Here is a 19701-nt window from a genome sequence, read left to right on the forward strand (position 1 = left end):
CTTCCCCCATAGCCCGTTTAACGATTGAATTTGTTGAGTAACAGCGCGCGCAGCCGCCGCGCCTTCATCATGTCCAGCGGTGCGAGATTACCGCGCGCAGCCTCCGGCAAATGGGCGGCGGGCCGCTCGGCGTCGCCGAAAATATAATAATCGAACATCGCCCGCCACGCGCGCTTTTCGGGCTCCGGCCGGTCGCGCAGGCTGAGCATGGCATGGAGCAGCGTGTTTGCCGGCGTATCCATGAAGGCGGGCGCCGCATTCCACCAATAATTGATCATGACGTTGAACGGCTCGAACGCCTCGACATGATGCCACCATAAGGCCGGGTACATCAGCACGTCGCCCGGTTCCAGATCGGCCACCTCGCCCGCGGCGAGCGCCTGGGCGAAGCGTGGGTAGCGATCCAGATCGGGATGGGCGAAGTCCACCATGCTGACGACCTGCCCGCCCGGCGTCGGCTCGAGCGGGCCGGGATAGAGATTGTCGATCTGCTCGGGCGGAAACAGGGTGAAGCGGCGTCGGCCGACGAGCGAGCAGGCGATGTTGTTCGACATGTCGTAATGTGCCGACGCAATCGTGTGATTGCCGATCCAGATACTCACCATCGGCGGCTCGGCGGCCTTGGCGAGCCCCGCCAGCGCCAGGTCGTTCTCGGCGCGCAGGCCGGGCAAATAGCCGTCGACGTCGGTCGAGCCGACATAGAAGGATGGCGCTTCCGGATCGCCGGCCGAAGCCGCAATCTGCGCGAGGAACTCGTCCAGCCGCACGCGCGCGCCGGTGAAGTTCAGTCCCGTCGCGGCGGCATCATAGTGAAACCGCCCGTTAATCTCGGGCGGGCCGGTATAACCGACCACTGGATGGCCCGCGTAAAAGGTCAGCAGGTAATGCATCGCTTCGTCCGCAGAGGCGAGCCCATGGCCCACCAGCGGCCAGTCGCGGGCCAGCCCTTTCAGGATGATCGGCCGCGCTTCGTCTGCGAGCGCGTCCCACGGCACCTCGCCGGGTGCGAGGCCCTCGATCACCTTGGTTGCGCGCGTTGGGCCGGTCATCGTTGCGTCCATCCAGGATGACCGGGCTCAGCCACGGTCCCGCTGATTCTTGAGGTCGACCAGGCGGGCGACATTGGCCAAAGACCAGGCAACGGCGAAAGCCGCTCGCAGAAAGCCGCCGCTGTTCAACTTTTCCAGCGCGGCGCCATCCAGCTGGCTCAGGCGAACCTCATCGATCGTGAAGCGATCCGGAATATCATATTGGCGACCTTCGGCGAGCTTCACCTCCAGCGTGACCGGACGCAGCAAGCCATGGTCTTCGAATGCGGCGAACATTGGCCCGGACAGCTCGACGCCCTGATGCAACACCCGCAGCACGCCGGCGATATGGTTGAGATAGGGGGCGTTGCCGCCGTGCGGCAGGAACAGCGCGTGGCCGCTTTCGCTGCCGACGCGAGGATCGTCGAGATCGGCGTGGATCAACGCGTCGGCCGGTTCGTCCCCGTGCTCTGAGCGCACCAGCCCGATCGAGAAGGGGCCACGCTGCTGGATCGCCGGGACATAGCGCCCGAGCCAGCCTTTCTCGCTGAGGAACAGATTCTCATCGCGGTCGAGCCCGAGCAAGGCGAGCGACTGGCAAACGCCATTGTCGTCGCGCTGGAACAGGATCGGATATTCGCGAGCAACCTCTTCGAATTCGGTCGGGAAGACCGGCAGCTGGTTGACGCTGTCGCCATAGTCCGCGCCGTAGGCGATCGCGACCTTCAGATCCGCATGATCGACATTGTTGATCTGCACCCGGTTCATGCCGATTGACGGTCCTCTCTCACTCGGCCTGTGCCGAGCGGCGGTTATGGCCCAAGGGTGCGGCGGGCTCAACTCGGCTTGGCCGCACTCCCAAAAAGAGAAGGGCCGCTGCGAACAGCGGCCCTTCCGGTTGAGGCTTCGGATCGGATCAGAAGCGGTAGCGTGCACCTGCGAGCAGGCGTGGCTTGTTCTCCTGCGCGAAGAAGGTCTGGTTTTTCGACCGGCCATAGCTGCGGACCGACTGGCTGAGCAGATTGACCGCTTCCAGCGACACCGCGATGTGCGGCGTGATGTCCCAGCTGATATTGGTGTCCAGCGTTCCGAAGGGCCTGAAGAAAACCGGGTTGCGATCGGCAGCACCGCCGCGGCCGGTCTCAGACAGGAACTTGTCGCGCCAATTGTACGTCACCCGCGCCGACAGACCGTTCTTGTCGTAGATCAGCGACGCGTTGGCACTGTCCGACAGGCCGAGCAGCGCGAACTGATCGGCAACCGGCGGCGCCAGCACATCGATCGACACGTTGCCGCGAACCAGCGTGTAGGACGCCGCCACACCGAAGCCGGTGTTGCCGAAGAAGTGCTGGAACGCGAACTCGCCGCCCCAGATCTTGGCCTCGCGGTTGTTGACCGGCTGCGTGATCGAGAAGATTGTTAGCGGGTCGTTCGCGTCAGGCGAAATATCGACCTGGTTCGACAATTGGTCAAAATAGCTGAAGTTGACCGCAGTACCGGTAGAATTGGCTCTGATGTCCGCGTCCGTCTGCGCAACGTTGCCGCCGTTCTGGATGAGACGCGCCGTATAGCTGAACAAATTGACGTCGGTCTGATCGAGGCCGAGCGCCGTCAGGCGGCCTCGGGCGGTGCCCGAACGCGAGCCCGGCGTGGCGGCGGTCGCGTCACGCAACCCGAACAAGTTGCCGGTGGTGATGCCGGAGCCAACGAAGTTGCGCACCCGCTTCTCGAATAAGCCGGCCGAGATATAGCTCGATGGCTTGTAATACCACTCTGCCGACACGTCGAAATTGTCGGAGATGAGCGGTTGCAGGTTTGGATTGCCCGACGATCCATTCGGCTGGCCGCCGTAGGTCGTTGCCCGGCCGCCAGCGCCAGCCGTCTGCGCGACGAACAGGTTGCCATAGCCTGGCCGGGCGATCGTGCGGCTGAAGGAGACGCGGGTGATGACATTGTCGATCGGCTCGATCTGGAAGTCGATCGAGGGCAGGAGATTGTTATACTTGCCCGTGCCCTGGACCGGCGTCAGCGTGGCCGAAACCGTGCGCGTGAAGTCGTTGTCGGACGTCCATATGATCGCCGTCGGAGCGGCGACCAGCGACACCGACTTGACCTTGGTGCGTTCGTACCGCGCGCCAATCACGACGCTGGTTTCGCGATCGGCGAGCTGACCCTTCCAGGTCAGCTGCCCGTATACCGCGCCGATCTTCTCGCGAACGCTATTGTCGTCATTGCCGGTCACGCGGAGACCCCGGTTCGACCCGAGCGTTGGGGCGAGCGCCTGATAGATGGGGGAGAAGACGTTGAACAATTCGACGGCGTTGCCGCGGAATGCGACCAGGCCCGGTCCCGACACGCCCGGATCATATTTGTCGAATTTGCAGACTAGGCAGAAGGTGGTGATGAGGTCGTTCGCTCGGGCCGTGACTTCGCCCGGGGTGCTAATGCCCCAGTCGCCGAGCACTTGCTCCTGCTGGACGCGGGTGCTGCGCATCTTGGAGTCGATGTAGCTGCCGCCGAAATCGAAGCGGCTGCCCTGACCCAGATCCCAACCGAAATCGACCTGGCCCTGGTTGATGCGCTGGCTTTGGCGTGCGGCATTGGTGCGCGCGACCTGCGTGCCGAGGTCGCCCGCATCGTTCTGCGAGTTACAATTGCCGCTCAATCCCCCCGGAGCCGTGCCGTTGCGATCGAAGCAGTCGTTGAGCGTCCAGTTGGTCTGCGGGAAACCGCTCGTCCAATCCATCTGCTGCGCGAAGACGGTGTTCACGCCCATCGAGAAGAGGGTCGAGCTGGCGCCGTTCGAGGCATCCGGCTTTGACACCGAAGTCGAATGCTGTCCGTCGAGGGCAACGGTGAAGCTGTCGGTCAGGTCCCATTTCGCGTTCAAGCCATATTGCTTGAGGATGTCCTTGGTCGCGCGAAACTGTTGCTCGTAGCCCGAATCTTTCGTGGTCGGCACAGCCTGCTGGATGAAGGAGGCGGTGGCGACCGGGCTGCTGTCGAAAGTGACGCGATCGAACGGGCGATTGAGCCAGTTGGTTTGATCCTGGCGCGCCTCGTTCTGCCGGTTCTGCGCGTACAGGACGTCGGCGGTGATCGTCAGGCTTTCGGTCGGACGGAATTGCGCGACAGCCGAACCGTTGATGCGTTCGCGCTGCGATTCCGAGAAATTGTAACGCGAATCGTTGGGCACGGCGACCAACGTGCCGGTCGGCGGTGCATTGGTGATGACGGTCGACGCGTTCACGAAATTCTCGGTGCGGAACTGATCGATCGTGCGGATATTCCATGCATTTTCGGTCGCACTCGCGGCGGTCGAATTGCGCTTCTGATAGCTGCCGAAGGCCGATATGCCGAACGTGTCGGCGTCGTTCTTCCAGCTTAACAGGCCCGATACTTCCGGCGTGACTTTCTTCAGGCCGTCGACGTCCTTGCTCATGCTCATGTCGTACGACGCCTTGGCGCCGATCGAGCCGCTCAGGCCGCTATCGCGCGCGTCGAGCGGACGGCGAGTGACGACGTTGATCGTGGCGCCGATGCCGCCCGTGGGGATGCGGGCGCGCCCGGTCTTGTAGACCTCCAGCGTGCTCACGCCTTCCGACGCGAGATTGCCGAAGTCGAACGAGCGGCCGGTCGCCGTGGCGAAGTCGACATTCTGGTCGCCGCCGACGCCGACCAGGTTGGTCGCGGGCAGCTGCCGCCCGTTGAGGGTGACGAGATTGAAGCCGCCGCCGAAGCCGCGGACCGTGACTTCCGAACCTTCGCCATTGACGCGGTTGATCGAAACGCCCGTCACGCGCTGCAGCGATTCCGCCAGGTTGGTGTCGGGGAACTTGCCGATATCTTCGGCCGAAATCGCGTCGACCACACCGGACGAGTTACGCTTGATGTCGATCGCGCGGTTGAGCGAAGCGCGGATGCCGGTGACGACGATCTCGTCGGCCGCCGCGTCCTGCTGCGCGACATTTCCCGCAGCGCCGGGCTGGGCGTTGGTCGCGGTTGCGCCCGCGTTATCGATACCACCGCCGGTCTGGGCTAACCCGGCCGCAGGCATCAAAAGACACGCAGCTACCGCCAATGCGGAAGTCGAACGCGCAAGCGAAGCCGAAAGCGTAAAGCTCTTCATCAGATACCCCCCATGTTCAGCAACTCTAAGTGATCGCTGATTATTTTTGTGCAGACACCAATGGTGCCGCATCGGGATTATCATACCGGCAATGGCTGTCAACGAAACGCGCACGCGCGAAAAGGCGCGCAATCGACGGCCAGGAATGTAAACGTTTGCTTTATTGACCGAGAAGGTTGGCTTGACTGCTTTGCGCACCCGCTTGGCTGCGTCGCACCATGAACTCTTCTCTTTGGCTACCCTAGTTTGTTTCGCGACTGCAGCGAAGAAACGTGGCTAAAATGTCACGCCGAGCGGTTTATCGGGCTTTTATCCGCCGGGACTGGGAGCGCTATCATCATGAGGCTCGGGCGGCCGCGACTCAGTCCGCGGCGTAGGTCAGAAAGATGTTCGCGGTCAGTCGGCCGCGCCGCGGATCGGCCGACAATGAGTGCGGATCGTTGATCAACCCCGAATGGAGCAGATGCGACCGATAGATCACGAGCCGGTCGAATCGGCTCTCGACAGCGCCGATCCGCTCATAGGTCGCGCTGTCTTTCGCGAAATAAGCGGCGATCGGCGGCGCATCATCGAGCTCCCGCTCACGGGTCGCACGATAATGGGCCGCGCGCGCGGCATCGATCGTCTCGTAACCGGTCGCGCGATGGCGAAAGAATGCCGTGCCGCCGAAATCATCCCCGCACAGATAGTGGAGCAGCGCGAACTGCCTGCCGTCGGTCGTGTCGATGTGAGGAATGCGCTGGAGCGGCGAGAGGTCCTCCGGCTGTGTGGTAACAAGCGAAAAGCGGCATCGCGCCTTGGTGAGCGGCGCGTCGCCAATGCCGAATATCTGCCTGATGATCGGATCCACCGCCTGCGCGAGCGGCCGGGCATAATCCAGCGGCGCGGGGGCGCCGAGGCCGGGATAGGCTCCGCCGTCGACCCCATCCTTGCCGAACGTCACGCTCTGCGCGGCGAAGTCGACCAGTTGTGCAGGATCGCACATCACCGAATCGAACACGATGACCGGCTGCTGCTCCGTGCCGACGTGCAGCAAAGTCCTGGTCGGCTGCTCGGCCAGCTTGAAATCGACGAGGTCGCTCATCGCCGCTCTCTTAAGTGACAGGCGCCGATCCGCAAAGACTACAGCGGTGGACCTTTGCGCCGGAATGCGCGACCTTGCGCCACGGTTTGTGGGGGAACGAACATGATATTGCTGCTGGCTCTCTTGATCGGTGTTGTCGCTGGGCTGCGGGCCTTGATGGCGCCTGCTGCGGTTGCTTTCGCCGCGCGATTCGGTGGCCTTGATTTGACTGGCACGCCGCTCGCCTTTCTCGGCTATATGTGGACGCCGTGGATTCTGGGGCTGCTCGCATTGGGCGAGCTGATCACCGATCAGCTGCCGACCACGCCCAGCCGCAAGGTGCCGGTTCAGTTCGGCACCCGGATCGTCATGGGTGGCCTTGCTGGCGGCGCGCTCGGCGCATCGCAGCACATGCTGATCGGCGGCATCGTCGCCGGGGCGATCGGCGCGGTCATCGGCACATTGGCGGGCGCGGCGGCTCGCGCGCGCCTCGCGGCCACCTTCGGGCAGGATCGGCCGGCGGCACTGATTGAGGATGGGGTTGCTATCATTGGCGCCATTCTGATTGTCCTGGCGGCGGCGTGACGCGCAGCTTCGACGCGATCATTGTCGGCGCCGGCCAGGCAGGACCGGCGCTGGCGGGACGACTGACCGGCGCTGGCATGACGGTGGCGCTGGTCGAGCGCCATCTCGTCGGCGGCACCTGCGTCAACACCGGCTGCAAGCCGACCAAGACCTTGATCGCCAGCGCCTATGCCGCGCATCTCGCCCGGCGCGGTGCGGATTATGGCGTGACCACCGGCGCGATCGGCATCGACATGCCGACGGTGGCGGCGCGCGCCGCCACGATCATCCAGGATTCCCGCCGCTCCAATGAGGAATGGCTGGCGGGGATGGAGGGGCTCACCTTCCTGCGCGGTCACGCGCGTTTCGAAGAGCCCCATGTCATGCGCGTCGGCGACGATCTGCTGGAGGCGCCCCGGATCTTCCTCAATGTCGGCGGGCGGGCATCGGTGCCGGATATGCCCGGCGTGAACGACGTCCCGTTCCTGACCAACAGCAGCATCATCGCGCTGGATCATGTGCCCGAGCATCTCGTGATTGTCGGCGGCTCCTATATCGGGCTGGAATTCGCGCAGATGTATCGCCGTTTCGGCGCGCGCGTGACTATCGTCGAAATGGGGCCGCGGCTGATCGGCCGCGAAGATCCGGACATTTCCGACGCGATCCGCGCGATCCTGGAAGGCGAAGGCATCGCCGTGCGCACCGACGCCTGCTGCATCAGCCTCAGTCGGCACGAACAGGGCGTCGCGGTCGGCGTGGATTGTACCGAGGGCGCGCCCGAGGTGATCGGCAGCCATGTCCTGCTTGCCGTCGGCCGACGGCCCAACACGGATGATCTCGGCCTCGACAAGGCCGGTATCGCAACCGATGCCAAGGGCAATATCGTCGTCGACGACATGCTCGCGACCAACGTCGCCGGCGTGTGGGCGCTGGGCGATTGCAACGGCCGCGGCGGCTTCACCCATACCGCCTGGAACGATTATGAGATCGTGGCCGCGAATCTGCTCGACGGTGCCGCGCGCAAGCTCTCGCAGCGCATCCTCGGCTATGCGCTCTATACGGACCCGCCGCTCGGCCGGGTCGGCATGAGCGAGACCCAGGCGCGCGCCAGCGGCCGGCCGCTGCTCGTCTCGACCCGGCCGATGACCAAGGTCGGCCGTGCGGTCGAGAAGGCGGAGACGCTCGGCTTCATCAAGCTGGTCGCGGATGCGGAGACGAAACGCATCCTCGGCGCGGCCATCCTCGGCACGGGTGGGGATGAGGCGATCCACGGCATTCTGGACATGATGAACGCGGATCAGCCGCTCGCGACATTGCAATGGGCGGTGCCGATCCACCCGACGGTATCCGAGCTGATACCGACTTTGGTCGGGGATCTGCGGCCCGCGTAACGGTTGGAGTCGGGCGCCGCTTGGGATAGGCTGAGCGCCTTCTTCCCTTGCCCGAGGATCCCGCCGATGCTGCGTTCGTCTCTCTGCTTCGCCCTTGCGCTGTCGGCGCTGCCCGCGATCGCGACCGCCGCGCTGCCGGTGGGCGCCAAGGCGCCCGACTTCGCGACCCAGGTCAGCCTCGCCGGCAAGCCGATGCCCTTCTCGCTCAAGGCCGCGCTCAAAAAGGGGCCGGTCGTGCTCTATTTCTATCCCGCCGCTTTCACAAAGGGCTGCACGATCGAGGCGCATGATTTCGCCGAGGCGACCGACGACTTCAAGAAATTGGGCGCGACCGTGATCGGCATGTCCGCCGACAACATCGACAAGCTCAACCAATTTTCGGTCTCGGAATGCCGCAACAAATTCGCGGTCGGATCGGCGACCCCCGCCACGATCAGCGCCTATAACGTGACCATGCCCAAGAATCCGGCAATGTCGGATCGCACCTCCTACGTGATCGCGCCCAACGGCCGCGTGATCTTCGCTTATTCGGCGATGGACCCGGCCGGCCACGTCACAGGCACGCTGGACGCCGTCAAGGCCTGGGCGGCGAAGCGCCACGGGTGAGTGATGCCGCCGCGCTGATCGAACGCCACGGCCTCGCGCCCCATCCCGAAGGCGGCTGGTATCGCGAGACCTGGCGCGCGGCCGCCGCCCCCGGTGAACGCGCGGGCGGCACCGCCATCCTGTTCCTGCTGGAACGGGGGCAAAGCTCGCATTGGCACAAGGTCGATGCCGACGAATTATGGCTGTGGCATTCCGGCGCCCCGCTGGAGCTCCAGATCGGCGGTGACGCGATCACGCTCGACGCGACCAATCCGCAGGCGCTCGTCCCCGCGAACGTCTGGCAGGCGGCACGTGCCGGGGCGGGGTGGGCGCTCGTATCCTGCGTCGTCGTCCCCGGCTTCGATTTTGCCGGCTTCACGCTGGCACCCGCGGGGTGGGAGCCGGATCGGGAATAAGTCGCGCGTCCCGCGCTCTCCTAAGCCGGCTGCCTCACCTCTTCCCAGCGCGGATAGTCGACATAACCTTCTTCGCCCTGGGTGTAGAACAGCTCCGGGCGGGGCGGGTTGAGCGGCAGCCGGTCGAGCAGGCGGCGTGGCAGGTCGGGATTGGCAAGGAACAGCCGTCCGAACGCGATTGCGTCCGCCTCGCCATGATCCAGCGCCGCCTGGCCATTCTCATAGGTATAATCGGCATTGAGGATCAGCGGACGCGAAAAGGCCTTGCGGATCACCGGATGGACCGGCGCCACGTCGGGAGCTCCGCGCGTCCCGCCCGGCCGCGGCTCGCGCAGCTCGAGCCACGCCGCGCCCTTCTCGTCCAGCAATTTGGCCGCCGCGCCGAACAAGGCATGCGGATCGCTGTCGTTGACGCCCTGCACCTCGCCATTGGGCGACAGCCGTACGCCAACCTTGTCCGCGCCGATCGTCGCCACCAGCCGGTCGACAACCTCGCCGAGCAGGCGGATCCGATTCTCGATCGGGCCGCCATAGTCGTCGGTGCGGAAATTGGCATTGTCGCGCAGGAATTGGTCGATCAGATAGCCGTTGGCGGCATGCAGCTGGATGCCGTCGAACCCGGCCTTCAGCGCATTTTCCGCCGCGCGGGCATAATCGTCGAGCAACGCCGGAATCTCGCCCACCTCCAGCGCGCGCGCCGGCTGATAAGGCTGGTTGCCGGTATAGGTATGCGCGTGCCCCGGCGCGGTCGTGGGGGAGGAGGAGACCGGCTGCGCCTCGTTCACTTCCGGGTGGCCGATCCGTCCCATATGCCACAGCTGCGACACGATCTTGCCGCCCTCCTCATGGACGGCCGCGGTGACGCGTTTCCAGCCTTCGACCTGCGCGTCGTTCCAGATGCCGGGCGCATAGGGCCAGCCAAGCCCGATCCGCGAAATGCCGGTCGCCTCACTGATGATCAGCCCGGCCGAGGCGCGCTGCCGGTAATAATCGGCCATGATCGGCGTCGGCACCGCTTCGCGCGTGGCGCGGCCGCGGGTCAGCGGGGCCATCAACATGCGGCTGGCGGCGTGGATCGAGCCCAGTTCGATCGGATCGGTAAGACGCGGCATTCGATTCTTCTCCTGCTGCCGGTGCGGCACGGCGGACATATGGTGGGCCGTAACGCGCACCGCAGCCGAGGGATGCTTGGCCGCCGACAAGTGCAGCTTGAGCCTTTGCCAAGCTCGTGCGTTCGACAGCCATCGACCAGCACGGAGGTTTGGAAATGCCAGCCAAGTCAGCAGCCCAGCAAAAGGCCGCCGGCGCGGCCTTGTCGGCCAAGCGCGGCGATACGCCGGAGAGCAAGCTCAAGGGCGCCGCCAAAAGCATGGAGAAATCCATGAGCGAGAAGCAGCTCGAGGAATTTGCCCACACCAAGCGCAAGGGCAAGCCCGAACACGCGGCCAGGAAATAAGGAGCCCGTCATGCCCGACATCCAGTGGGACAGCGAAGCCAGCCTGATGCGCGTCACGCCCGCCGCGACCAGCGCCGAAATCTTCGAAGAGCTGGTCGCGCGCGGCACCCTCTACGAGCTCGTCGGCGCCTTTCTCGAACTGCCGCCGGAGCAGCAGGATGGGCTGTTGCTGCGCGCCGCGGGACAGGACTGGACCGAGGAATATGACAGCGACGCCATTCGCGAGCTGGCGGCGCGGCCCGAATATATCGGCGTCTACGGCGCGTATGACACGGCCGATCCGCGCGAGGACACCGCCGCCTTGCGCGAGGCCGAAAGCTGAGCGCAGGGGGCTCCCAAAACGGCGCAAAGCACGGCATGGTGGCGCTCTAATCCGGAGCCGCCATGCCCAAGATCGATCTTGCCCAGATTCCCGAATCCAACCGCACCGGCTATCCGCCGCCCTTCGACCAGGCGGTAGCCGGCCGCTGGGTTCGCCGCCTCGCGCCGGCCACCGGCCTCACCGAATTCGGCGTCAGCTTCGTCCGGCTCGAGCCCGGCGCCTGGTCCTCCCAGCGTCACTGGCACGAAGGCGAAGACGAATTCCTGGTGATGCTGTCGGGCGCGGCATTGCTGATCGATGACGCCGGCGAGCAGCCCCTCGCGCCCGGCGATTGCGTCGCCTTCCCGAAGGGCGATCGCAACGGCCATCACGTCGTCAACCGCGGCGAGGCCGACTGCACCTTCCTGTGCATGAGCGGCGGTGCGGATGCCGGCGGCGAATATCCCGATATCGACATGCTGTTCACCGCCGGCGGATATACCCGCAAGGACGGCACGCTTTATCCGAGCCGGCGGGTGAAATAGGGGCACCCATCGTAGGGCGCTTCATGCCATACTTGTCCAAAATGGCGACAATCGCCAGTTAAAAGGCGCGCGGCATAAGCAGTTCTCACCAATTTGGCTGTATAAATCTTAATTCGAGCGTTGAGCCTTACAGTGGTGCGAATAGTCACTATCTGAAACCATGGCTCTCTTCCCGCATATCCAGCTCAGAAGTGATCGCGACCTCAGGCTTTATGTTCTGCGGACCACCTTGTTGTGCGTTGCAATTGCTTTAGCTGTCGATGTCGCGAACCAGCTAAGCTTTTTTGAAAGTTGGCTGGTCGCGGTGCGATCATGGACTGTCACGATCCTCGTAGTGCTCCTCATTGCCGTGCCCGTCTCCCTCAAGATCGGCAAGGCGCAGCTCGCACTCTATCGGGCAGGAACGACCGACGAGCTTACCGGCCTGCTGAACCGGCGCGCCTTCCTCGAAGAGGTCGACGACAGCACCTTCCTGGCGCTGATCATCGTCGACGTGGACGAGTTCAAACATGTCAACGACCGGCATGGTCACTGGATAGGCGATCAGGTTCTGCGCGCCACCGCGACGATGATGGCGCGCTCGCTGGGGGAGTTTGGCCGTGTCGGGAGGCTCGGCGGCGAAGAGTTTGCGCTGCTCGCCTATCGCGACGATCGCGCCTTATTGCTGCGGCAATTGGAGCTTTTTCGCGAGACCATCGCCCGGACCCCCATTCTGACCGATGGCGTCCCGGTATCGATCACCATATCCGCGGGCGTGGCGACGCGCGACGGGCGCCAGACCTTCCAGCAATTGTTCGTCCAGGCCGATCGCGCGCTTTACGAAGCAAAGGCGCGCGGTCGCAACCGGATCATCCTCGCGGAAAATCTGAAGCTCGGCAGCGATGCCGGCGCGGTCAGAATTGCCGGACGGGGCCACCGGCGCTGGCTCGGGCGCTGATGCCCTGGCAGATCGCGCAGGAGGCGAGCTTAGCCGCCGATGCGCAGCCACAATGCCGTCGCGTCGTCCGATCCTTTGAACCGCGGAAAGCGCGCGCAGGCCGCATCCGCGGCCTCAACCTCCCGCAGGCGCACCGCCAGCGCCGCCAGGCCCTGCTCGGCCAGGGCAGCCATCAGTTCGGCCTCGCTGATCAACCCGTAAGCGTCGACCAGTGCGGAGAAACCGTCGCTCATCAACAGCAATTCATCTCCGGCCATGCAGGCGATCCGGGCGCTCTCCACGCTCGCCATCGTCTCCGCCTCGACCCCCAGGATGCGCTTGCCCGGCCCGCTGCGCGATCGCCGCAATTCCTCCACGATCGGTGCGCAGCGCTTGAAATTGCCCAGCCCGTGCTGCGCCAGGCTGCTGGCCATCGCCGCTTCGTCATCCTTTCCCTGGCGCGGTGGGCCGAGGCGCGTGACGCGATCACCGCTGCGTATCAGGCCGGCGCAATCGCCGAGCCAGGCGCTTTCCAGCAGGGAGTCGCCCAGGCGGACCGCCAGCATCGATGCCATCGGCAATTCCCAGCGCCCGATCGGGTCGCGCGTGCGGGTCGCCGCGTAAGCCGCTTCGAGGTTCGCGGCCAGATCCGTGCAGAGCCTTTCGATCGGCGCGTCGGTCGCAGCCTGTAAATAGGCTTGTGCCGCACTGGCGAGCCATGCCGCGCCGCCTCGCGCGCCCATCAGGCCGGGCGGTCCCAGATCGGTCGCGCCGTCAATCACCCAGGCGAGCGTATCGGCTGCACCCGCGCGATCGTCGTTGGGCACGAGCGCCGAGCCGGCAAGGCTGACCGATTGGATCAGATCGAAATGCATGGAGTATCTCTGGCAGGCGATTGTGACGGCAGACGGACGCATGTCATAGCGCTGGGCGATGGGCGGCGAAACTAAAGCGGTGTGGGCGGGCTTGGTCGGCCGCCCGGGCTTGAGCGCCGGTGGCTACGCCGCCTGCGGCTTCAGATCGCGGAACCGCACCAGCAGCCGGCTTTGCTCGTCCCACAGGGCCAGCCGCCAGCAGCGCAGGCTTTCCAGCAGCGTGATCGGCTTGGCGATCCGCGCCAGTTCGGGCGCGGATTTGAAGCAGGCGCGCAGCCGGTAATTGGGGATGCGACTGCACAGATGATGGATGTGATGCATCCCGATATTGCCACTGAACCAGCGCAAAATCGGCGGCAGAACGAAATAGGAGCTGCCGCGCACGGCGGCGGCGTGGAAATTCCACTCGCCGTCGCGCTCCCAATAGGCATCCTCGAACTGGTGCTGGACGTAGAACAGCCAATTGCCGATCCACGACGAGATGATCGTCACGGGCAAATAGGTCATCAGCACCGGCAGGACGCCGAACAGGATCATCGGCAGCCCGAACACCGCCGCCAGCGCGACGTTGAGCAGCAGGATGCTGTGGCGCGCCTCGCGGTTGCGGAAGGCCGGTCCGGTCGGCAATCGCTGCAGCAGGATGAAGGTGATCGGCGCGCCGAGCAGCACCATGACAAAGGGATTGCGGTAGAGACGGTAGGCGAGCTTTCGCAGCGGCGTCAGCGCCCGATATTCGTCCACGGTTAGCATGTCGATGTCGCCGCGGCCGCGCCGGTCGAGATTGCCGGTGGTCGCATGATGCACGGCGTGACCCTGTTTCCAGCTGCTATAGGGCGTCATCGTCAGCACCCCCAGGACGCGGCCGAGAAAGTCATTGGCGGCGCGCGACTTGAAGAATGAGCCATGCCCGCAATCATGCTGGATGATGAACAATCGGACGAGCAGCCCGCCGGTCGGGATCGCCAGCAACAAGGTCAGCCAATAGGCGCCGCGCGACGCCACGCCCATCACCACCAGCAAGGCGATGAACGGCGTCGCGGTCGTTACCAGCTGCACCAGACTACGCTTGAGGTCCGCGCCATGATTTTTGAAGCGGACCGCCAGTAGCCGGCCGAGCAGCTCCGCTTCCGAAGCCGGCGCTTGGGCAGCTCGTTCTGCTGGCCCGCCAGCGCGAGCTCCGTCATCTTGTGGGGGCAGTTCGGCGCCTGCCACCGGCTGTTTCTCGATCGATACCAACGCCACGCTACCTGCTTTCAGCTCTGACCGAGCTGCCCGCGGACGGTGACGCTTCCCGATGAGAAGGCCGCCTTAGCTGGTTTCGGCAAAAACATGGGGGACGGCGGCGCTCGCCGCACATACCTCCACCATCATCGCCTTAGGCTGAGATGGAATATCCGAAATGGCCGCGTGGATCGTCGATTACAAGGGCGCCCCCGCCAGATTTCAGCGCGGCACGCCCGGCCGCCGCGGCCGCGGCGCACCTTGCCGGCTAGGCCAAGGCCGGAAGATGGTCGCTGCACACGCTCTTGTCGCGGCCCTCGCGCTTGGCGCGATATAAGGCGCCATCGGCCACGGCGATCCAGTCTTCGACCGATTGGGTCGCGCCCAGCGCTGCGACGCCGAAGCTGGCCGTGACCCGCATGTCGTCCGCCCAGCCGAACCGCACGGCGGAAACCTGCGTCCGCAGCCGCTCGGCAACGGCGAACGCCGCGTCCGCGTCCATCTCCGGCAGGAGTATGCCGAATTCCTCTCCGCCGAGCCGCCCGAGCATATCGCTCGACCGCAGCACGTCATCGCAGGCATCGGCAACCGCCTTCAATACCTTGTCGCCATACTGATGGCCGAACCGATCGTTGATCTTCTTGAAATGGTCGAGGTCGAACATCACCAACGCGCTCACACGCTGGTTGCGGTCGTAGCGATCGATTAGCTTCTGCGCCGCTTCCATGAAGGCGCGGCGGCTGCCGGCGCCGGTCAGGAAGTCCCGCTGGGCGATGGTCCGCAGCTCCATCTCGTTGACGACCAGAGCGGCGAATTTGTCGAGTATGCCGATCTGGGCCGCGGTGAAGTCGCGCGGCATCGTGTCGACCGCGCACAGCGAGCCGATATTATAACCGTCGGGCGAGCAGAGCGGCACCCCCGCATAGCTGCGTACTCGCGGATCGCCGGTCACGAACGGGTTGGACGCGAAGCGCGCATCCAGCGTCGCGTCCGGCACGATCATCGCCTCGCGCTTCATGATCGTATGGTTGCAAAATGCGACGTCCCGGGCCGTCTCGGTCCCATCCAGCCCCTGGATCGATTTGAGCCACTGCCGATCCCGGTCCAGCAACGTGACCGCGCAGATCGGGACCTGGAGGATGTCGCGCACGAGTGCGGTGATCTTGTCGAAGCTCTCCTCGCGCGGCGTTCCGGCAATCTGATAGCGTGCCAGCGCCGCGATCCTGCCTTCCTCGTCGCGGAGCTTGTCATCGCCGATGGCGAAGGCCGCCCGCCCTATTTTCGACTGCGCTTCACGCATCACCCTCACCCTGAAACACCAATCTGGCCGCGCTGCGAGACGCACGCGCCTGTCTGCTCGCAATCCCCCGCACCAGGTCGCTCGATCGGCAACATGCTGTGTCGGCGCATCGCGGTCCAGCCCATAGCCGCTTTTGGGCCTGGCGCACGGCCCCGGATGCGGACGGCCCGTCGCCGAGCCGTTGCTACCGGTCGGCCTCGAACTTTTCGATCACCCACGTCTCCGCATGCGCGCCATCCACCCATTCCTGCATGAACGGGTGCGCCAGTACGCGCCGGCAATAATCGCGCGCGAACTCCGGCACGGCCAGGCTGTATGTGGTGAAGCGCGTCGTCACCGGCGCATACATGATGTCGGCCGCGCCGAACTCCCCGAACAGGAAATCGCCCCCATCGTTACCGGTGTGGCCGCCGAAGCGGGTCAGCGCCCGGTCCCACAACTGGACGATCCGATCGACATTGGCTTGCGCGCCGGCGCCGATCGCCTTGGTCGGGAAAATCTTGCGGAAGTTGGTCGGGCATTCGCTGCGGAGATCGACGAAGCCGGCATGCATCTCGCTCGCGATCGAGCGGGCGAAGGCGCGCGCGGCCGGATCGGCGGGCCAGAAGCGCTCAGCCCCCACCTTGTCGGCGAGCGTGTCGATGATGGCGAGGCTTTCCCACACCGCGACATCGCCGTCCCACAGCAACGGCACCTTGCCCGCCGACGGCGCGAGATCGGGCTGCTGGCGGCGTGCGGGCCAGGCCTCGTCATAGAGCGAGACGACCTCCTCCGTGAACGGCAGCCCGGATTGCTTGACCGCGAGCCAGCCGCGCAGCGACCAGGAAGAATAGGCTTTGTTGCCGATGATGAGCTTGAGCATGGCCGCGCGATAATGCGGGCTTGGGGCAGCCGCAACCGCACACCGTCACCCGGACCGGTTCCGGGGTCCACCGGGCCGCGCAATCGACGCCCGTGGGGACGGCGGACGGTGGATGCCGGGACAAGCCCGGCATGACATTCAGTTCAGAATCGCTTCCAGCACCGCCGCACGCAGTTCGGCGATGCCGCCGCCCTTTTCGCTCGAGGTGGAGATGATGTCCGGATGGGCGGCGCCATGCTTGCGCGCCTCGGCGGCGGTGGACGCCTGGACGGCCGCCAGCTCGGATGCCTTGATCTTGTCGGCCTTGGTCAGGACCAGCCGGTAGGAGACGGCGGCCTTGTCCAGCATCTCCATCACCTCGCGGTCGACATCCTTCACGCCGTGGCGGCTGTCGATCAGGACCAGCGCGCGCTTCAACGTGGCGCGGCCGCGCAGGAAGTCGTTCACCAGGAAGCGCCATTTGCGCACCACATCCTTGGGCGCCTCGGCGAAGCCGTAACCCGGCATGTCGACCAATCGCATCCGCAGCGGCTCGCCGACATTGAAGAAGTTCAGCTCCTGCGTACGACCCGGCGTGTTGGACGTACGCGCCAGGCTGTTGCGGTTGGTCAGTGCGTTGAGCAGCGAGGATTTGCCGACATTGGAGCGGCCGGCAAATGCCACCTCCGGCACGTCCGCCTCGGGCAGGAATTCCAGCCCCGGCGCCGACTTCAGGAAGGTGACCGGCCCCGCGAACAATTTGCGCGCGGTCTCGGTCAGTTCCGTCCGGTCTTCGTCGAACTCGCTCACGGTGTCGGGTCGTCCTTCATCCCCGGCGTGCGCGAATACAGCCAATGCTGCTGCGCCAGGCTGAGCAGATTGTTGGCGACATAATAAAGCTGCAGCCCGGCCGCGAGCGGCGCGAAGAACAGCATCATCAGCCACGGCATGAACTTCATCACCTGCTGCTGCGCCGGGTCCATCTGCTGCGGGGAGAGCCGCATGGTCGCCCACATCGTCACACCGAGCGCGATCGCGAGCACGCCCAAATGCAGCATCGGCGGCGGCGTGAACGGCAGCAGGCCGAACAGGTTGATCGGGGTCAGCGGATCGGGCGCGGACAGATCCTGAATCCACAATGTGAACGGCTGGTGGCGCATCTCGATCGACAGCATCAGCACTTTGTAGAGCGCGATGAAGATCGGCATCTGGATGAAGATTGGCAGACAGCCGCCGAGCGGGTTGATCTTCTCGGTCTTGTAGAGCTGCATCATCTCCTGCTGCAGCTTGGGCTTGTCGTCCTTGTAGCGCTCCTGCAGCACCTTCATCTTGGGCTGCACCTTCCGCATCGACGCCATCGACGCGAACTGGCGCTGCGCCACCGGGAACAGCAAAGCGCGCACGATCACGGTCAGGCAGATGATGGCGACGCCGAAATTGCCGATATGGCGGAACAGCCAGTCGAGCAGGTAGAAGATCGGCTTCTCGAACCACACGAACCAGCCCCAGTCGATCGCGCGGTCGAAGCGGGCGATGCCGCTTGCCTCATAGGCATCGAGCACCGCCACTTCCTTGGCGCCCGCGAAGAAGCGCTGCTCGGCGGTGGCGGTTGCGCCCGGCTGGACGGTGACGGCCGGCGCGGCGACATCGGCCTGGTAGACCCCGCCCTCGCCGGCGCGGAAGCCGGCATCGACGCCCAGATTCTGCGCAGGCACAAGCGCCGTCTGCCAATATTTGTCGCCGAAGCCGATCCATCCGCCCGTCGTCTGAAAGCGCGTGCCCGCGGGCCCGGCCTTGTTCAGATCCTTGAAGCTGACGGAATAATCGGTCGACCCGTTGAACGCGCCGATCGGGCCGGTGTGCATCGTCCAGCTCGACGGATCCTTGGATTCGCCGACCCGGCTGACGAGACCGTAGGGCTTGAGCGCCAGCGCCCCCGGGCCGCTATTGGTTACGCTCTGACGGACACTGAACATGTAATTCTGGTCGATCGCGATCGCGATGCGGAAGAGCTGGCCCTGGCCGTTATTCCAGCTGAGCGTCACCGGCTTGGCCGGGGTGAGTTGTGCGCTGTCGGCCGTCCACACCGTGTCCGGGCCGGGCAGGGCGACGCCCTGGCCGCTCCAGCCGAACTGGGCGAAATAGGCATCGGGCGCGCCGCCCGGCGACAGCAGGCGCACCGGGGGCGAATTCTTGGCGATGGTCTCGCGGTGGCCGAGCAGGACGAGATCGTCGATCCGCGCGCCCTTGAGGTTGATCGAGCCCGCCAGCCGCGGCGTCGCGATCGTCACGCGCGGATTTTCGCGCAGCACGATGGCGCGGTCGCGGATTTTGTCAGGCTGGTTGGTCCGCGACTCCGGCGTCGGCAGCGGCACCTGCTTGCCCTCGACGATCTTGGTCGATTGCGGCGCGGCCGCCGGCAGATAGCGGCTCGACAGCCAGGTCCACGCCACGAACGCCAGCAGCGACAAGGCGATGGCGAGGATAAGATTGCGCTGGTTTGGCACGACTGCTTCTAACCTTGAGGTCTAAGGAACCGGATCGACGCCGCACCCGCCCCAGGGGTGGCATCGCAACAGACGTTTGATCGCCAGCCACGAACCGGCGAGCGCCCCATAGCGCGACCATGCCTCGATCGCATAGGCCGAGCAGGACGGCGTGAAACGGCAGGTCGGCGGGATCAGCCGGGAAGGGCCGATCTGCCAGGCGCGCGCGACCCAGATGAGCGGCCGGGCGATCATCGTTGCGCCTTGGCCAAAGCCTTGCGCAACTCGCCGCCGAGCAGAGCATAATCCCGCTCGAGCCCGCCGGCACGGCCGATCATGACATGATCGGCACCGGCGGTCCCGGCTTCCGGCAGGATTTCGCGGGCGAGCGCCCGAAAGCGGCGCTTCATGCGATTGCGGATGACCGCGCCACCGATCTTCTTGGTGACCGTGAAACCGATGCCCATGGCTGGATCGTCATCCGCCCGCGAGCGCACGAGCAGCACGAAGCCGGGCATCGGCACGCGCTTGCCGGCATTGGCGGCGAGGAATTCGGAGCGCCGCACGAGACGGCGCAGCACCGG

The 19701-nt window shown here is 65.1% G+C and carries 21 protein-coding genes; 8 read left to right on the forward strand and 13 right to left on the reverse strand.

Translation table 11 applies throughout. The features are described from left to right. Positions 1-17 precede the first annotated feature (17 nt). From DX905_RS14525 to DX905_RS14540, 4 genes are all read right to left on the reverse strand, one after another. Positions 18-1049, reverse strand: coding sequence for a cupin-like domain-containing protein (locus DX905_RS14525; RefSeq protein WP_116092590.1), 1032 nt, complete (start codon positions 1047-1049; stop codon positions 18-20). A 27-nt stretch (positions 1050-1076) separates the two neighbouring features. Further along, positions 1077-1796, reverse strand: a complete 720-nt coding sequence (locus DX905_RS14530; protein WP_116091978.1) for a SapC family protein — start codon at positions 1794-1796, stop codon at positions 1077-1079. A gap of 148 nt (positions 1797-1944) precedes the next feature. Then, on the reverse strand, positions 1945-5157 hold the full coding sequence (locus DX905_RS14535) for a TonB-dependent receptor (RefSeq protein ID WP_116091979.1): 3213 nt from the start codon (positions 5155-5157) through the stop codon (positions 1945-1947). Between the two features lie 361 nt (positions 5158-5518). Then, the gene (locus tag DX905_RS14540; RefSeq protein ID WP_116091980.1) at positions 5519-6241 is read right to left on the reverse strand and encodes a DUF6445 family protein; all 723 of its coding nucleotides are present in this window, start codon (positions 6239-6241) and stop codon (positions 5519-5521) included. 102 nt (positions 6242-6343) lie between these two features. Between DX905_RS14540 and DX905_RS14545 the strand changes: the two genes are divergently transcribed. The 4 genes from DX905_RS14545 (at position 6344) to DX905_RS14560 (ending at position 9176) form a co-directional block, all read left to right on the forward strand. After that, positions 6344-6805: a DUF4126 family protein gene (locus DX905_RS14545; RefSeq protein ID WP_116091981.1), complete on the forward strand. Its 462-nt coding sequence runs from the start codon at positions 6344-6346 to the stop codon at positions 6803-6805. Then, entirely contained in the window at positions 6802-8175 is a 1374-nt protein-coding gene (locus DX905_RS14550) for an FAD-containing oxidoreductase (RefSeq protein ID WP_116091982.1), read from the forward strand. The genes DX905_RS14545 and DX905_RS14550 overlap by 4 nt, the downstream gene beginning before the upstream one ends. 66 nt (positions 8176-8241) lie before the next feature. Continuing rightward, the gene (locus DX905_RS14555; protein WP_116091983.1) at positions 8242-8781 is read left to right on the forward strand and encodes a peroxiredoxin; all 540 of its coding nucleotides are present in this window, start codon (positions 8242-8244) and stop codon (positions 8779-8781) included. Further along, positions 8778-9176, forward strand: a complete 399-nt coding sequence (locus DX905_RS14560) for a cupin domain-containing protein (RefSeq protein ID WP_116091984.1) — start codon at positions 8778-8780, stop codon at positions 9174-9176. The genes DX905_RS14555 and DX905_RS14560 overlap by 4 nt, the downstream gene beginning before the upstream one ends. Before the next feature lie 20 nt (positions 9177-9196). On the opposite strand, the gene DX905_RS14565 is transcribed toward DX905_RS14560, so the two are convergent. Beyond that, the gene (locus tag DX905_RS14565) at positions 9197-10288 is read right to left on the reverse strand and encodes an alkene reductase (protein WP_116092591.1); all 1092 of its coding nucleotides are present in this window, start codon (positions 10286-10288) and stop codon (positions 9197-9199) included. A 155-nt stretch (positions 10289-10443) separates the two neighbouring features. Here DX905_RS14565 and DX905_RS14570 point away from each other — a divergent pair, with 155 nt between their 5' ends. The 4 genes from DX905_RS14570 (at position 10444) to DX905_RS14585 (ending at position 12415) form a co-directional block, all read left to right on the forward strand. Further along, positions 10444-10632 (forward strand): DUF3008 family protein, encoded by a 189-nt coding sequence (locus DX905_RS14570; RefSeq protein ID WP_116091985.1) that lies wholly within the window; start codon positions 10444-10446, stop codon positions 10630-10632. A 10-nt stretch (positions 10633-10642) separates the two neighbouring features. Next, the gene (locus DX905_RS14575; protein WP_116091986.1) at positions 10643-10954 is read left to right on the forward strand and encodes a hypothetical protein; all 312 of its coding nucleotides are present in this window, start codon (positions 10643-10645) and stop codon (positions 10952-10954) included. A gap of 62 nt (positions 10955-11016) precedes the next feature. Further along, a complete protein-coding gene (locus DX905_RS14580; RefSeq protein WP_116091987.1) occupies positions 11017-11478 on the forward strand; it encodes a cupin domain-containing protein in 462 nt (153 codons plus the stop codon). Positions 11479-11782: 304 nt separating this feature from the next. Further along, positions 11783-12415, forward strand: a complete 633-nt coding sequence (locus DX905_RS14585) for a GGDEF domain-containing protein (protein WP_162875659.1) — start codon at positions 11783-11785, stop codon at positions 12413-12415. A 29-nt stretch (positions 12416-12444) separates the two neighbouring features. Here the strand turns inward: DX905_RS14585 and DX905_RS14590 are convergent, their stop codons facing one another. The 8 genes from DX905_RS14590 to rnpA form a co-directional block, all read right to left on the reverse strand. Beyond that, positions 12445-13269, reverse strand: a complete 825-nt coding sequence (locus DX905_RS14590; protein ID WP_162875660.1) for a protein phosphatase 2C domain-containing protein — start codon at positions 13267-13269, stop codon at positions 12445-12447. Between the two features lie 123 nt (positions 13270-13392). Then, complete coding sequence (locus DX905_RS14595) at positions 13393-14511, reverse strand: fatty acid desaturase (RefSeq protein WP_240320871.1); 1119 nt, start codon at positions 14509-14511, stop codon at positions 13393-13395. 247 nt (positions 14512-14758) lie between these two features. Continuing rightward, complete coding sequence (locus tag DX905_RS14600; RefSeq protein ID WP_338053766.1) at positions 14759-15790, reverse strand: sensor domain-containing diguanylate cyclase; 1032 nt, start codon at positions 15788-15790, stop codon at positions 14759-14761. A gap of 184 nt (positions 15791-15974) precedes the next feature. Next, positions 15975-16652 (reverse strand): glutathione S-transferase family protein, encoded by a 678-nt coding sequence (locus DX905_RS14605; RefSeq protein ID WP_116091991.1) that lies wholly within the window; start codon positions 16650-16652, stop codon positions 15975-15977. A 138-nt stretch (positions 16653-16790) separates the two neighbouring features. Then, entirely contained in the window at positions 16791-17441 is a 651-nt protein-coding gene (yihA, locus tag DX905_RS14610; RefSeq protein ID WP_116091992.1) for a ribosome biogenesis GTP-binding protein YihA/YsxC, read from the reverse strand. Continuing rightward, entirely contained in the window at positions 17438-19138 is a 1701-nt protein-coding gene (gene yidC / locus DX905_RS14615; RefSeq protein WP_116091993.1) for a membrane protein insertase YidC, read from the reverse strand. Before yidC ends, yihA begins: the two co-directional genes overlap by 4 nt. A gap of 21 nt (positions 19139-19159) precedes the next feature. Beyond that, complete coding sequence (gene yidD, locus DX905_RS14620; RefSeq protein WP_116091994.1) at positions 19160-19372, reverse strand: membrane protein insertion efficiency factor YidD; 213 nt, start codon at positions 19370-19372, stop codon at positions 19160-19162. After that, entirely contained in the window at positions 19369-19698 is a 330-nt protein-coding gene (gene rnpA / locus DX905_RS14625; protein WP_205412268.1) for a ribonuclease P protein component, read from the reverse strand. The genes yidD and rnpA overlap by 4 nt, the downstream gene beginning before the upstream one ends. Between the last annotated feature and the right edge of the window lie 3 nt (positions 19699-19701).

The sequence above is a fragment of the Sphingomonas crusticola genome (genome assembly GCF_003391115.1).
In the GTDB taxonomy this organism is placed as follows: Bacteria; Pseudomonadota; Alphaproteobacteria; order Sphingomonadales; family Sphingomonadaceae; genus Sphingomonas_I; species Sphingomonas_I crusticola.

Coding starts and splice junctions, on each gene's coding strand:
- DX905_RS14530 (WP_116091978.1), bottom strand. CDS start 1,796: ATGAACCGGGTGCAGATCAACAATGTCGATCATGCGGATCTGAAGGTC.
- yidD (WP_116091994.1), bottom strand. CDS start 19,372: ATGATCGCCCGGCCGCTCATCTGGGTCGCGCGCGCCTGGCAGATCGGC.
- DX905_RS14525 (WP_116092590.1), bottom strand. CDS start 1,049: ATGACCGGCCCAACGCGCGCAACCAAGGTGATCGAGGGCCTCGCACCC.
- DX905_RS14565 (WP_116092591.1), bottom strand. CDS start 10,288: ATGCCGCGTCTTACCGATCCGATCGAACTGGGCTCGATCCACGCCGCC.
- DX905_RS14540 (WP_116091980.1), bottom strand. CDS start 6,241: ATGAGCGACCTCGTCGATTTCAAGCTGGCCGAGCAGCCGACCAGGACT.
- DX905_RS14545 (WP_116091981.1), top strand. CDS start 6,344: ATGATATTGCTGCTGGCTCTCTTGATCGGTGTTGTCGCTGGGCTGCGG.
- DX905_RS14600 (WP_338053766.1), bottom strand. CDS start 15,790: ATGCGTGAAGCGCAGTCGAAAATAGGGCGGGCGGCCTTCGCCATCGGC.
- DX905_RS14535 (WP_116091979.1), bottom strand. CDS start 5,157: ATGAAGAGCTTTACGCTTTCGGCTTCGCTTGCGCGTTCGACTTCCGCA.
- DX905_RS14590 (WP_162875660.1), bottom strand. CDS start 13,269: ATGCATTTCGATCTGATCCAATCGGTCAGCCTTGCCGGCTCGGCGCTC.
- DX905_RS14555 (WP_116091983.1), top strand. CDS start 8,242: ATGCTGCGTTCGTCTCTCTGCTTCGCCCTTGCGCTGTCGGCGCTGCCC.
- DX905_RS14605 (WP_116091991.1), bottom strand. CDS start 16,652: ATGCTCAAGCTCATCATCGGCAACAAAGCCTATTCTTCCTGGTCGCTG.
- DX905_RS14575 (WP_116091986.1), top strand. CDS start 10,643: ATGCCCGACATCCAGTGGGACAGCGAAGCCAGCCTGATGCGCGTCACG.
- DX905_RS14580 (WP_116091987.1), top strand. CDS start 11,017: ATGCCCAAGATCGATCTTGCCCAGATTCCCGAATCCAACCGCACCGGC.
- DX905_RS14570 (WP_116091985.1), top strand. CDS start 10,444: ATGCCAGCCAAGTCAGCAGCCCAGCAAAAGGCCGCCGGCGCGGCCTTG.